The sequence below is a fragment of the Mycobacterium shigaense genome (genome assembly GCF_002356315.1).
Classification (GTDB): Bacteria; Actinomycetota; Actinomycetes; order Mycobacteriales; family Mycobacteriaceae; genus Mycobacterium; species Mycobacterium shigaense.
Genome location: NZ_AP018164.1, coordinates 3,546,523 through 3,558,615 on the forward strand (window position 1 = coordinate 3,546,523; position 12,093 = coordinate 3,558,615).

The following is a 12,093-nucleotide window of genomic DNA, read 5'->3' on the forward strand; positions in this document are numbered from 1 at the left end:
ACGAGCCCACCCCGACAGTCGCCCGCGGCGACCGGAACCGCCTAGATTACCTCGATCTTAAGGCGTAGGCGCCCCAAAATCCGCGCATTCGCGCAAATGCCCGCCGCGTCCGCCCCGCGGCGCTAGCTGCCCTTGAGCCGCACCGCCAGGTAGTCGGCGACGGCGTCGATCGCCACACGTTCCTGAGTCATGGCGTCGCGTTCGCGCACGGTGACGGCGTGGTCCTCGAGGGAGTCGAAGTCGACGGTCACGCAGTACGGCGTGCCGATCTCGTCCTGGCGCCGGTAGCGCCGCCCGATGGCGCCGGCATCGTCGAACTCGATGTTCCACGATTGCCGCAATTCGGCAGCCAGGTCGCGGGCCTTGGGGCTCAGGTCGGCGTGCCGCGACAACGGCAGGACGGCGGCCTTGACGGGCGCCAGCCGCGGGTCGAGCCGCAGCACCGTGCGCTTGTCCATGCCGCCCTTGGCGTTCGGCGCTTCGTCCTCGGTGTAGGCGTCGATCAAAAACGCCATGAACGACCGGGTCAGGCCCGCTGCCGGTTCGATGACGTACGGCGTGTACCGGGTGTCGGTCACCTGGTCGTAGAATGACAGATCGACACCGGAATGCTTTGCGTGCGTTGATAAGTCGAAGTCGGTCCGGTTGGCGACGCCCTCCAGCTCGCCCCACGGGTTGCCCTGGAAGCCGAACTTGTACTCGACGTCGACGGTGCGGTCGGAGTAGTGCGACAACTTCTCCTTGGCGTGCTCGTAGAGCCGCAGGTTCTCCGGGTTGATGCCCAGGTCGATGTACCACTGCCGCCGGGTGTCGATCCAATATTGGTGCCACTCTTTGGCGGTCGACGGCTCGACGAAGAACTCCATCTCCATCTGTTCGAACTCGCGGGTGCGGAAGATGAAGTTGCCCGGCGTGATCTCGTTGCGAAAGCTCTTGCCGATCTGGGCGATACCGAACGGCGGTTTGCGGCGTGCCGTGGTCACCACGTTCGCGAAGTTGATGAAGATACCCTGCGCCGTCTCGGGGCGCAGATAGTGCAGCCCCTCCTCGGTCTCGATCGGCCCGAGATAGGTCTTGAGCATCATGTTGAATTCGCGCGGTTCGGTCCACTGGCCAGGCTCGCCGGTGTCGGGGTCGCGGATATCGGCCAGGCCGTTGGGTGGCGGATGCCCGTGCTTGGCCTCGTATGCCTCGATGAGGTGGTCGGCGCGGTAGCGCTTGTGGGTGATCAGCGATTCGACCAGCGGGTCGTGGAACACCTCGACGTGGCCGGAGGCCACCCACACCTGCCGCGGCAGGATGATCGACGAATCGAGCCCGACGACGTCGTCGCGGCCGGTGACCACCGAGCGCCACCACTGCCGCTTGATGTTCTCCTTGAGCTCCACACCCAGCGGGCCGTAGTCCCAGGCCGACTTGGTGCCGCCGTAGATCTCGCCGGAGGGAAAGACGAAGCCCCGCCGTTTGGCCAGGTTGACGACGGTGTCGATGACGGACGCCACGGGGTGGTCCACTCCCTTTCCGATCGAGCTTTGCGATTGAGCTTTCCGATTGAGGCAGATGCGTGCGGCGGCGAAGTGCCGCACGAAAAACCTCAGTCATGGTATCGGCCCGCGACGGCCGTCTTTGACATGCATCATCATGCATGTGACAGTGGAGAAAGCTGATCGCTGTTGGTGACGGCGGCGCCACTACTAACCGGCACTTTCTCGAGGTGATGACTCTCGCATGGTGATGTCCTCCTCAACGCCGACCGTGGGCCATGGACACGGGGGGGCAGGTGCCGGGGGCCATGCCCGGTTCGTCGAATACCCGGAGCCACCGCAGCGGGAAATTCTCGACGCCGCCGGCGAACTGCTGCGGGCCCTGGCCGCACCCGTGCGCATCGCCATCGTGCTGCAGCTGCGCGAATCCCATCGCTGCGTCCACGAACTGGTGGACGCCCTGGGGGTACCGCAGCCGCTGGTCAGCCAGCATCTGAAGATCCTCAAGGCGGCCGGGGTGGTCACCGGGGAGCGCTCCGGCCGCGAGGTGCTCTACCGGCTCGCCGATCATCACCTTGCCCACATCGTCGTCGACGCCGTGGCCCACGCCGGTGAGGACGCGCAGTGACCCGCGCCGGCGACGACGCAAAGCCCAGCGATGCTGAGGAGCGGCGCGAATGACCGGTGCCGGCGACGACGCAAAGCCCAGCGATGCTGAGGAGCGGCGCGAATGACCGGTGCGACCGTCCGGTCCACTCGACAGCGGGCCGCGATTGCCAAGCTGTTGGAGACCCTGCAGGAGTTCCGCTCGGCCCAGGAGCTGCACGACGAGCTGCGCCGGCGCGGCGAGAACATCGGGCTGACCACCGTCTACCGGACGCTGCAGTCGATGGCGACGGCGGGACAGGTCGACACGCTGCGCACCGACACCGGCGAGTCGGTGTACCGCAGCTGCTCGGAGCACCACCACCACCATCTGGTGTGCCGCAGCTGTGGCTCGACGATCGAGGTGGGCGGCCATGAGGTCGAAGAGTGGGCCGAGCAAGTGGCCGCCCAGCACGGGTTCACCGACGTCAGTCACACCATCGAGATCTTCGGCACCTGCTCGGAGTGCCGGTCCTGAGCCGGCTCAGCCGACCAGCGCGCAGCGCAGCTGAGCGCCGGAATCGAGCACCAGCAGGATCAGCGTGCGCAGGGCGTCATCGGACAGGCCGGCCCCGGGAAAGTTGTATCGCTGCATGACATCTGCGGTCTTGGACGAGTTCTTACCCGGATTTCGTTGCGCCGCTCTATCGCTGACCTTCTCCACCAGCGTCACGTTGCCGAAGTTGCTGTCGCGGGCCTGTTTGGCCACCTGATCGCTGATCTTCTTGGTCAACGGCAGGTCCCACGCCACTATCTGGGTGAGTGACACCAGGTCCAGGCCCTCGGCGATGTTCACCACCCGCAACGAGGCGAAGGTGCCCTCGTGATGGACCGTTATCGCGCCGTCGGATTCGTGTTCGACGGGCAGAACATCACCAAAGATCGAGTCCAGCCGCTCCTGCAGTGATGACACTATGCGCTCCCGAACCTTCGGTTGCGGTCCGCATACTCAACGCAGGCCGCCCACAGATCGCGACGGTCATAGTCGGGCCACAGCTTGTCCTGAAAGATGTATTCGGCGTAGGCCGCCTGCCACAGCATGAAATTGCTGGTGCGCTGCTCCCCCGAGCTGCGCAGAAAGAGATCCACGTCCGGGATGTCGGGTCGCTGCAGGTGCTGTGCCACCGTCGCCTCGGTGATGCGCTCCGGGTTGAGCCGTCCGGCGGCGGCAAGACGGGCGATTTCCCTTGTGGCGTCGGCGATTTCGGCACGTCCGCCGTAGTTGACACAGTAGTTGACGGTGATGACGTCGTTGTGCTTGGTCATCTCCTCGGCGATCGCCAACTCGTTGATCACGCTGCGCCACAGGCGGGGCCGCGAACCGACCCAGCGGATGTTGACCCCGATCGTGTTGAGGTTCACCCGGCGCATCCGCACCACGTCGCGGTTGAAGCCCATCAGGAATCGGACCTCCTCGGGGGACCGCTTCCAGTTCTCGGTCGAGAAGGCATAGAGACTGAGCCACCTGATTCCGATTTCGATTGCACCACAGACGACGTCGATGACAACCGCCTCGCCGGCCTTGTGCCCGTCGGTGCGAGTCAGTCCCTGCCGGGTGGCCCAGCGGCCGTTGCCGTCCATCACGATGGCCACATGGTTGGGCAACCGATCCGCCGGGATCCGCGGCGCGGACGCCTTCGAAATGTGTTGCGGTGGACGGCTCGGACCGCCGCCGGGCGCGGGCGGCAGGTCGGGGAACGGCACCGGCCACGTCGACTTGTCGGGAAAGGTCGGGTAGTCGTCGGGCGCGGGTGGCAATTGCGGGAAGTCACGGTTTGTCACGTCGGCCCCACCGGCTTCGGTGCAGACGACTCTGCGGCCGAGGTGATCGGATCCGCCATCCCGTTAGCCACAGGCCTCATCCTGCCCGATCAGCGCGGCGCGCCGATCGGCGATGGTGCGATCGATCCGATAGTTGCGCTCCACCAGCGGTAAGGTTTTGAGCTGTCGTTCCAAATGCCATTGCAGGTGCGCGGCCACCAATCCGCTGACGTGGCTGCGGTGGGATTGCGGCGCCGCTTCGGCGGCCTCCCAATCGCCGTCGTGCAGCGCGGACATCAACTCCAGCACGCCCAGCGGCGGCGTCGTCGAACCGGCCGGGCGGCAATGCGGGCAGACACTGCCGCCGGCGGCGATGTGAAACGCGCGGTGCGGGCCGGGCGTGGCGCAGCGGGCGCATTCGATCAACGCCGGCGCCCACCCGGCGATGCCCATGGCACGCAGCAGATAGGCGTCCAGCAGCAGGTCGCGGGAACGGCGACCGTCGGCAACCGCCCGCAGCGCACCCACCGTGAGCCGATGCAGGGCCGGGGCGGGCGCCCGTTCTTCCCCGGCGAGGCGTTCCGCGGTTTCCAGCATCGCGCACCCGCAGGTGTAACGGCCGTAGTCGTTGACGATGTCGGTGGCGAACGCGTCGATGGAAACGACCTGCGTGACGATGTCGAGATTGCGGCCGGGGTGCAGCTGCACGTCGATGTGCGCGAACGGCTCCAGCCGGGCGCCGAATTTGCTGCGGGTGCGACGCACGCCCTTGGCGACCGCGCGAACCAGCCCGTGGTCACGGGTCAACAGGGTCACGATTCGGTCGGCTTCGCCGAGCTTGTGCTGGCGCAGCACAACCGCTCGGTCTCGATATAGCCGCATCTGAATAGTTTTGCACCCCGCCGCGACATCTCGGGGATCCGCGCCGATAGTCTCGTACCCCGTGATTGGCGCTTCCGGGTCTACTTTCGGGTCTCCTGCAGGGTCCCGTGGCCAGCGCCTGCCCACGCTCACTGACCTGCTCTATCAGCTGGCCACCCGCAGCGTGACGTCGGACACGCTGGTGCGGAATTCGCTGCGGGCGATCGACGAAAGCCAGCCGAATCTGAACGCGTTCCGGGTGGTGCTCACCGAGTCCGCCTTAGCCGATGCCGCGCGCGCCGACCGGCGGCGCGCCGCCGGGGACACCGCGCCGTTGCTGGGCATACCGATCGCCGTCAAAGACGACGTCGACATCGCCGGGGTGCCCACCGCGTTCGGCACCGACGGCCACATCCGCCCCGCGACCCAGGACGCCGAGGTGGTTCGCCGCCTGAAAGCCGCCGGCGCGGTGATCGTCGGCAAGACCAACACCTGCGAGCTCGGGCAATGGCCGTTCACCAGCGGGCCCGGATTCGGGCACACCCGCAACCCGTGGTCACGGCGCCACACGCCGGGCGGATCGTCGGGCGGCAGTGCGGCCGCGGTGGCGGCGGGCCTGGTCACGGCCGCGATCGGTTCGGACGGAGCCGGCAGCGTCCGCATCCCCGCGGCGTGGACCCACCTGGTGGGCATCAAGCCGCAGCGCGGCCGGATTTCCACCTGGCCGTTGCCGGAGGCGTTCAACGGCATCACGGTCAACGGCGTGCTGGCCCGCACGGTGGCCGATGCGGCGCTGGTGCTCGACGCCGCGTCCGGCAACGTCGAGGGTGACCGGCACAAGCCGCCCCCGATCACGGCGTTCGACTTCGTCGGGAAGGCGCCCGGCCCCCTGAACGTCGCGCTGTCGACGCGCTTTCCGTACACGTTCTTCCGGGCCAAGCTGCATCCCGAGATCCTGACCGCGCTGCGTGCCGTCGGGAAACAACTCGAACTGCTCGGCCACACGGTCGTGTCCGGCAACCCGGACTACGGCGTGCGGTTGGCGTGGGACTTTCTGGCCCGGTCCACCGCGGGTTTGCGGGACTGGAAGGAGCGGCTCGGCGACGACGTGGTCCTCGACCCGCGCACCGTGGGCAATCTGCGGATGGGCCATTTCCTGGGGGAGGCGATTCTGCGCAACACGCGGCTGCACGAGCCCACGCTGCAGCGCCGGGTGGGGTCGATCTTCGACATCGTCGACGTGGTGCTGGCGCCGACGACCGCTCAGCCGCCGCCGCTGGCCCGGTACTTCGACCGGTTCGGCAGCTTCGGCACCGACCGCGCGATGATCCGGACCTGCCCGGTGACGTGGCCGTGGAACGTGCTGGGCTGGCCGTCGATCAATGTGCCGGCCGGGTTCACCTCCGACGGGCTGCCGATCGGTGTCCAGCTGATGGGTCCGGCCAACAGCGAGGGCATGCTGATCTCGCTGGCCGCCGAGCTGGAAGCGGTCAGCGGCTGGGCGACCAAGCAGCCGAAGGTGTGGTGGGATCGCGACCACATCCGCCCGCACGACTAGGGACGTATTGCTTACCAATGGGTTTCGCGCCCCCGCCGGGCGGCACTAGCCGCGGGGTCGCCAAAGTAGCTTTTTGCCAATGGGTTTGGCGGTGTGGGACAGCACGTGGCTCACCGTCCCGATGTCGGCGCCTGCGTCAGGTATGTCGGCTACCCGTGGGCGCCTCGGCGAAACGTTCGTTTGCCGCCGAACGCCTCGGGTACCCGGCCCAGCAACCCCGACCAGCCCAAGCCCGAGGAGGCGCCAATGTTCACCCACCACAAGGATCTTCAGTTCGAGGTACGGGTCACCGAGCCCGACCCGCGCTTCGCGTCGCTGCTCATGGAGCAGTTCGGCGGAGCCAACGGCGAACTCACCGCGGCGCTACAGTATTTCACCCAGGCCTTCGTGCTGCGCCAGAAGAACCCAAAGATGTACGACCTGTTCATGGACATCGCGACCGAGGAGCTCAGCCATCTCGAAATGGTCGGATCGATGATCACCATGTTGCTCGACGGGCTCAACGACAACCTCAAGATTGCCAACCAGATGTGCGACTGGATGCCGGCCGTCGCCAGCACCGACGGGCGCGACAGCATCGTCCACCAGGTCGCCATCAACCCGATGTTCCTGGTCCTCAGCGGCGGCGGACCCGATGTCAAAGACTCCGCCGGAAACAACTGGACCGGCGCATTCATCGATGCCAACGGTGACCCGACCGTCGACCTGCGCAACAACGTCGCAGCCGAGTCCCGGGCGAAGGTTGTCTACGAATACCTCAAGCAATTCACCGACGACCCCGGCGTGCAAGACACGTTGACCTTCTTGATGACTCGCGAGGTGGCGCACTACCAACAGTTCACTGCCGCGCTCAACGAGCTTCCGGTCAACTTCCCGCCGGGGCAGCTGCCCGGCGACCCCCGCTTCCAGAACGTCGCGTTCAACATGTCCAATGGCGGCGAATCCGTCCGCGGCCCCTGGAACGAAGGCCAGGGACCGTGGCCGAAGGGCATGGAATGGGAGTACGTCGAAAAGCCCGAACAGCAATGGCTGGGCGGCGACACCCGCCAGAACAAGGGCGCCGAACAGAACCCCGGCGGCTCACCGGCCGTCGAGGCTGAAAAGCCGTTCACCCACGAACAGCATGTCCCCAAGGGCTGAGCGAAAAGACAAGGGAGGGCCGGCATTGCATGTCTGCAATGCCGGCCCTCGCCATGTTCTGGTCAGCTCGCCATGTTCTGGTCAGTGCGCCTGAGGATCCGGCGGGTTATCCGCGGCGCGACCAGTGACGGCATCGCGCAGATGGTCGATCGCCGCGACACCCATTCCCACAGTCTTGAGCACCGCGGGATTGGGCGGGGTGTCCGGATGCGGCCGGGTCGGCGCGATTTTCTTTGCCACTTCGAGCTTTTCGCCGATCTTCTCCAACTCCTCACGCCTGATTGCCGCCTCCACCTGTGGCCATACCACGTCCTGCTCGTAGGCGATGTGCGCACGCCCGGCCGCGATGAATTCCTGCAGCGCCTCGTGGTAGTCCGGATCGCCGGGCTTGCCGTCCTGCAGCCGTTGCAGCAGCCTTTTGCCGGCCTGCTCTTGGTCGATCGCCTTGTCGGCCAGCGCGTCCCCGTCGTCGAGCGCCTGCCGCACCGCCGGCCAGAAGAATTGCTCTTCGACTGCCTCGTGCTGCGATTCGGCGATGATGAGGTTGTTCACCGCGGTCTCCAAACCGCTGGCCACTGCTCCCGATCCCGACGGCGCCCCGTCGAGCGACTCGAACAAACCGAGCACACTTTTGTGATCCTGACGAAGAAACGTGATCGCGTCCATGTCTTTCCTTCCGATGGGCTGTTTCGGTTACCCATTGCCTACCCGCTGAGGGAAGGGGAAAACGGCGGCGCGCTAAAAGCCAAGTCGGCCAAGCTGTTTTGGGTCACTTTGCCAGTTTTTGGCGACCTTGACTCGCAGGTCGAGATAGACCTTGGTGCCCAGCAACTTCTCGATCTGGACGCGGGCGGCCGTACCCACCTCGCGCAGCCGGGCCCCGCCCTTGCCGATGATGATCCCCTTCTGGCTGTCTCGCTCGACGTAGAGCAAGGCGTGCACGTCGATCAGGTCGTCACGATCCTCGCGCGGGTTGACTTCGTCGATGACCACCGCCAGGGAATGCGGCAGCTCATCGCGCACGCCCTCGAGTGCGGCCTCGCGGATGAGCTCGGCCATCAGCACTTCCTCGGGTTCGTCGGTCAGCTCGCCGTCGGGGTAATAGGCCGGTCCGGACGGCAACGCCGCCGCCAGCACGTCGACCAGCACATCGATCTGTGCGCCGGTTGTCGCTGACACCGGGACGATCTCGGCGGCGTAGTCGACCAGTTCGGCCACCGCGACCAACTGCGCGGCCACCCGATCTTTGGGAACTTTGTCGATCTTGGTGACGATCGCGACGAGCGTGGTCTTGGGGGCGACCGACCGGATCTGCTCCACAATCCAGCGGTCCCCCGGTCCGATCGCCTCGTCTGCCGGGATGCACAGCCCGATGACGTCGACTTCGGTGTAGGTGTCGCGCACCAGGTCGTTCAGCCGCTTGCCCAGCAGGGTACGCGGCCGGTGCAACCCGGGAGTGTCCACCAGGATGATCTGGAAGTTCTCCCGATGCACGATCCCGCGAATCGTGTGCCGGGTGGTCTGAGGCCGCATCGAGGTGATCGCCACCTTCGTGCCGACCAGAGCGTTCGTCAGCGTCGACTTTCCGGTATTCGGCCGGCCGACCAAACACACGAAGCCCGAACGGAATTCAGTCATGTCGCCGAACGTGCACAGAGTGCGGCTTTTGGGTCGATTTTTGGCGGTGAGTACACGTTCGGCGTCATGACAGCTCATCACCGCTCTGTTCGGACCCATTGGTATCGGCCGGACTCAGCAACACGGTGCCGATCCGCACCCGCCCGCGATGGTCGGGGCCGCCCTCGGCTTGCAGCCGCAGACCGTGCGAGACCACCTCGGCACCCGGCAGCGGGACCCGGCCCAACTCCAAGGCCAGCAGGCCGCCGACGGTGTCGACGTCGAGGTCGTCGTCGAACTCCAGGCCGTACAGCTCGCCGACGTCTTCGATCGGCAGCCGCGCCGACACTCGGAAACGCTTGTCGCCCAGGTCTTCTATCGGGGCCTTCTCCGCGGCATCGTACTCATCGGCGATCTCGCCGACGATCTCTTCCAGCACATCTTCGATGCTGACCAGGCCGGCGATCGCGCCGTACTCGTCGACGAGCAGCGCCATGTGGTTGCGGTCGCGCTGCATTTCCCGCAGCAGCGCATCCAGTGGCTTAGAGTCGGGCACGAACACCGCGGGACGCATCACCTGGGCCACGGTCGTCTCCCGGCCGCCGCCGTCCGCCAGGAATGTCTGCTGGACAAGATCTTTCAGATACACGACGCCGACGATGTCGTCGACGTTCTCGCCGATCACCGGGATGCGGGAATGCCCGCTGCGCACGGCCAGCGTGGTGGCCTGACTGGCGAGCTTGTCGCTTTCGATCCAGATCATCTCGGTGCGCGGCACCATCACCTCGCGGGCCGGGGTGTCGCCGAGTTCGAAGACCGACTGGATCATCTTGCGCTCGTCGGCGGCGACGACGCCGCGCTGCTGGGCCAGGTCGACGACTTCGCGCAACTCGATCTCGGAGGCGAACGGCCCGTTCCGCAGGCCGCGGCCCGGGGTGATCGCGTTACCCAAGACCACCAGCAGCCGGCTGAGCGGCATCAGCAGCCACGAAATCGCTTGCAGGGGAATGGCGGTCACCAGCGCGATGGAATACGCGTGCTGGCGGCCGAGGGTGCGCGGACCCACCCCGATGACGACGAAGCTGATCACCACCATGATGGCCGCGGCGCCGAACAGCCCCCATTTCAGCCCGAAGTTGTCGTAGAGGAACACCACCAGCAACACCGTCGCGGTGATCTCACACGTGTTGCGCAACAGCACGCACAAGTTGATGTAGCGCGGGCGGTCGACCATCACCTTGGCCAGCGCGTGGGCGCCGGGCCGCTCGTCGCGCAGCAGTTCCTGCACGCGGGCCAGCGACACGGTACTGATGGCGGCGTCGATCGCCGCGAACAGCCCGCCCAAACCGATCAGCGCGATCGCACCGAACAGCTGACTCAGTCCGGTCAAAGGTCGAAATACCTTGACTTGTCGAGCAACCGGCGGTCCTTTTCGTCCTGACGGTCAAGTCGATAGGCCTCGACCTGGTCGGCGACCCATTCCTCGAGCAACCGGTTCTGCAGGGCGAACATCTCCTTTTCCTCGTCCTGCTCGGCGTGGTCGTAGCCGAGCAGATGAAGCACCCCGTGGATGGTCAGCAGCGCGAGCTCGTGCCCGAGGCTGTGGCCCGCCGCGGCGGCCTGCCCGGCGGCGAATTCCGGGCACAGCGCGATGTCACCCAACATCGACGGACCGGGATCGGGCGCGTCGGGGCGCCCACCGGGCTCGAGCTCGTCCATCGGGAAGCTCATTACGTCGGTCGGTCCGGGCAGGTCCATCCAGCGCATGTGCAGGTCCGCCATCGCCGCGGTGTCCAGCAGCACCATCGACAGCTCGGCGCCCGGGTTGACGTCCATCTTGGTGATGACGAAGCGCGCGACGCTGACCAGTTCGGCTTCCGAGACGTCGATCCCGGATTCGTTGGATACCTCGATGCTCACGAGACGCTCACCGCACGATCATCGGCGACTGCGAGTGCCCGACGCTCGCCGGGCCGCCCGGTTCATACCCGAGCCCGGCTCCTCGTGTCGTTCGTAGGCGTCGACGATCTCCGAGACCAGCCGGTGGCGCACCACGTCCACACTGGTCAGCTCCGCAATGTGGATGTCTTCGACGTTGTCGAGGATGTCCATCGCCGAACGCAGGCCCGAGCGCGCACCGCCGGGCAGGTCGATCTGGGTGATGTCGCCCGTCACCACGATCTTGGAGCCGAAGCCCAGCCGGGTGAGGAACATCTTCATCTGCTCGGCGGTGGTGTTCTGCGCCTCGTCGAGAATGATGAAGGCGTTGTTCAGGGTCCGGCCCCGCATGAACGCCAGCGGCGCGACCTCGATGACGCCGGCGGACATCAACTTCGGAATCAGTTCGGGATCCATCATGTCGTACAGCGCGTCGTACAGCGGGCGCAGGTACGGGTCGATCTTCTCGTTCAGCGTGCCCGGCAGAAAGCCAAGGCGCTCACCGGCTTCCACCGCCGGACGGGTCAGGATGATGCGGCTTACCTGCTTTCGCTGCAGGGCGTTGACCGCCTTAGCCATAGCCAGATACGTCTTGCCGGTGCCGGCCGGTCCGACGCCGAACACGACGGTGTTGGCGTCGATGGCGTCGACGTAGCGCTTCTGGTTGAGCGTCTTGGGCCGGATCGTCTTGCCGCGGCGGGCCAGGATGTCCAGGGTGAGCACCTCGGCCGGCGACTCGTCGCCGGTGCCGACGAGCATGGCGACGCTGTGGCGCACCACTTCCGGCGTCAACGGCTGCCGCGCGGCGACGATCGCGATCAGCTCCGAGATCGCCCGCTCGGCCAGCGCGACGTCGGCCGGTTCGCCCGACAGGGTGACGGTGTTGCCGCGCACGTGCAGATCGGCGTTGAGCGTTCGTTCCAGCGCGCGCAGGTTTTCGTCGGCCGAACCCAGCAGGCCCACGACGAGATCGGGCGGAACGTCGATGCTGCTGCGAACCTGAACGGCGGCCTGCAGGGCCCCAGATGCGTCAGCAGCGCTGGTCTCGCGTGGCGTCACGTGCTTTTCGATGCCTGCCTTCTCGGGCTC

At 66.3% G+C, this 12,093-nt stretch carries 13 protein-coding genes; 4 read left to right on the top strand and 9 right to left on the bottom strand.

Annotation, left to right across the window (positions count from 1 at the left end; translation table 11 throughout):
* Positions 1 to 122: 122 nt before the first annotated feature.
* Positions 123 to 1,514, bottom strand: a complete 1,392-nt coding sequence (locus tag MSG_RS16655; protein WP_096444615.1) for a glycine--tRNA ligase — start codon at positions 1,512 to 1,514, stop codon at positions 123 to 125.
* 214 nt (positions 1,515 to 1,728) lie between these two features.
* Between MSG_RS16655 and MSG_RS16660 the strand changes: the two genes are divergently transcribed.
* Entirely contained in the window at positions 1,729 to 2,112 is a 384-nt protein-coding gene (locus tag MSG_RS16660; RefSeq protein ID WP_096441257.1) for an ArsR/SmtB family transcription factor, read from the top strand.
* 102 nt (positions 2,113 to 2,214) lie between these two features.
* Positions 2,215 to 2,607, top strand: a complete 393-nt coding sequence (locus MSG_RS16665; protein WP_096441259.1) for a Fur family transcriptional regulator — start codon at positions 2,215 to 2,217, stop codon at positions 2,605 to 2,607.
* A 6-nt stretch (positions 2,608 to 2,613) separates the two neighbouring features.
* On the opposite strand, the gene MSG_RS16670 is transcribed toward MSG_RS16665, so the two are convergent.
* From MSG_RS16670 to recO, 3 genes are all read right to left on the bottom strand, one after another.
* Complete coding sequence (locus MSG_RS16670) at positions 2,614 to 3,042, bottom strand: hypothetical protein (RefSeq protein ID WP_096441261.1); 429 nt, start codon at positions 3,040 to 3,042, stop codon at positions 2,614 to 2,616.
* Positions 3,042 to 3,911: a decaprenyl diphosphate synthase gene (locus MSG_RS16675; RefSeq protein WP_096441263.1), complete on the bottom strand. Its 870-nt coding sequence runs from the start codon at positions 3,909 to 3,911 to the stop codon at positions 3,042 to 3,044. The genes MSG_RS16670 and MSG_RS16675 overlap by 1 nt, the downstream gene beginning before the upstream one ends.
* A gap of 63 nt (positions 3,912 to 3,974) precedes the next feature.
* Positions 3,975 to 4,772, bottom strand: coding sequence for a DNA repair protein RecO (recO, locus tag MSG_RS16680; RefSeq protein ID WP_096441265.1), 798 nt, complete (start codon positions 4,770 to 4,772; stop codon positions 3,975 to 3,977).
* Positions 4,773 to 4,833: 61 nt separating this feature from the next.
* Here recO and MSG_RS16685 point away from each other — a divergent pair, with 61 nt between their 5' ends.
* Both MSG_RS16685 and MSG_RS16690 read left to right on the top strand, forming a co-directional pair.
* The gene (locus MSG_RS16685; protein WP_096441267.1) at positions 4,834 to 6,309 is read left to right on the top strand and encodes an amidase; all 1,476 of its coding nucleotides are present in this window, start codon (positions 4,834 to 4,836) and stop codon (positions 6,307 to 6,309) included.
* Between the two features lie 246 nt (positions 6,310 to 6,555).
* Positions 6,556 to 7,449, top strand: coding sequence for a manganese catalase family protein (locus MSG_RS16690; protein ID WP_096444616.1), 894 nt, complete (start codon positions 6,556 to 6,558; stop codon positions 7,447 to 7,449).
* An 81-nt stretch (positions 7,450 to 7,530) separates the two neighbouring features.
* Here MSG_RS16690 and MSG_RS16695 read toward each other — a convergent pair whose 3' ends face one another.
* The 5 genes from MSG_RS16695 to MSG_RS16715 form a co-directional block, all read right to left on the bottom strand.
* The gene (locus MSG_RS16695; protein ID WP_096441269.1) at positions 7,531 to 8,115 is read right to left on the bottom strand and encodes a hemerythrin domain-containing protein; all 585 of its coding nucleotides are present in this window, start codon (positions 8,113 to 8,115) and stop codon (positions 7,531 to 7,533) included.
* A gap of 72 nt (positions 8,116 to 8,187) precedes the next feature.
* Positions 8,188 to 9,087 carry a GTPase Era gene (gene era / locus MSG_RS16700; protein ID WP_096441271.1) on the bottom strand — a complete coding sequence of 300 codons (900 nt, stop codon included), beginning with the start codon at positions 9,085 to 9,087 and terminating at the stop codon, positions 8,188 to 8,190.
* Between the two features lie 64 nt (positions 9,088 to 9,151).
* Complete coding sequence (locus tag MSG_RS16705) at positions 9,152 to 10,456, bottom strand: hemolysin family protein (RefSeq protein WP_096441273.1); 1,305 nt, start codon at positions 10,454 to 10,456, stop codon at positions 9,152 to 9,154.
* Positions 10,453 to 10,986 (bottom strand): rRNA maturation RNase YbeY, encoded by a 534-nt coding sequence (gene ybeY, locus MSG_RS16710; RefSeq protein WP_096441275.1) that lies wholly within the window; start codon positions 10,984 to 10,986, stop codon positions 10,453 to 10,455. Before ybeY ends, MSG_RS16705 begins: the two co-directional genes overlap by 4 nt.
* A gap of 18 nt (positions 10,987 to 11,004) precedes the next feature.
* Positions 11,005 to 12,063: a PhoH family protein gene (locus tag MSG_RS16715; RefSeq protein WP_096441277.1), complete on the bottom strand. Its 1,059-nt coding sequence runs from the start codon at positions 12,061 to 12,063 to the stop codon at positions 11,005 to 11,007.
* Between the last annotated feature and the right edge of the window lie 30 nt (positions 12,064 to 12,093).